Source organism: Nostoc sp. MG11, from assembly GCF_014904695.1.
In the GTDB taxonomy this organism is placed as follows: Bacteria; Cyanobacteriota; Cyanobacteriia; order Cyanobacteriales; family Nostocaceae; genus Komarekiella.
In genome coordinates this window covers 1-1,068 of the sequence record NZ_JACXXN010000184.1, presented here as the reverse complement: position 1 = coordinate 1,068, position 1,068 = coordinate 1, and the positions used below count along the sequence as shown (strand labels likewise).

Sequence of the window (1,068 nt, the reverse complement as noted above, 5' to 3'; positions counted from 1 at the left end):
GAATGGCACTAAGAAAAGCGGAAACGCTTACCAATTAAGCAGTTTGCAATTGTTTACGTAATTCATGCCGGGGTTTGGTCATCAAGGGGTAAATTTTGGGGCGACGTTTGCGGACTCGTGGTTCATTTCTAGCAGGGCGATCAGGAACAACCTTGTGAACAATAATTTTCAGCAAACTATGATAAAGTCGGATGCGCTTTTGAGAGTGAGCAGTTTCTAATTTAGGAATAAAATTCAATAAATGATGTCGAGTACGTTGAAGCGATAAACGATTTGGAGGAGTATTGTGAGTAGTCCCAGCCGACCACATTAAGCTCCGAAGTAAATTGTAAGCCAGTAAATAAACATGAATTTCTTTGGGTATCATTGAAGGAGTTTTACATCGTAAAATATCCATACCCAAGGTAGTTTTTAGATGTTTCAAATCCAATTCAACGTCCCAACGTTTACCATAAAGACCAACAATTTCGAGAGTAGAATAAGTTGTTTTATCTAAAAGAGTAGTAATTAAACTAACTCGTTTAGTGCGAAAACCAGGAATAACAATGTAATAATAAATCTCTGGCACAGTTATACTTTTAGGTAGAGGATCAAATTCATCTTTACTTAAACCTTTTGGACAACTTTTAGGCTGATACCAAGTAACTAATTTGTCACAATCTCCAACAATTTTACCTTTTCGCATGGTTGTTGTGCGAGATTGATGCTTACGAAATAGAGCATCACAATCAAGCTTTTTGATAATGAACATATCGGCGTAAGCACAAAAAGCTCTATCCCCTACAAGCACATCATTGGGTTTAAGAAAACTGGACAATTTTCTCGCTAATTTAATATCATGAGTGTTCATAACATCTATGCACAGAGCAACAGCGGCTCCCGTGACTAAACTGAATATCACACCAATTTTGGCAATTGGGAATCCACATCCTTCTTTTTGGGTACTAGGTTGAGGGTATTCTTTTTGGTTATCTACAGTGTCAGGCATCGAGACAGTTGACCCATCTATTACTTTTACATTGCGACCACACCAGAAATATTCTGTTGTCACTTTCTCTTCTAAGCTTT

1 protein-coding gene is annotated in these 1,068 nt (G+C 37.5%); it reads right to left on the bottom strand.

The annotated features are described in order from the left end of the window. Positions 1 to 34: 34 nt before the first annotated feature. Positions 35 to 1,068, bottom strand: a 1,034-nt coding sequence (locus tag HCR01_RS37970; protein WP_193201020.1) for an IS4 family transposase, incomplete at its 5' end; no start/stop codon positions are given.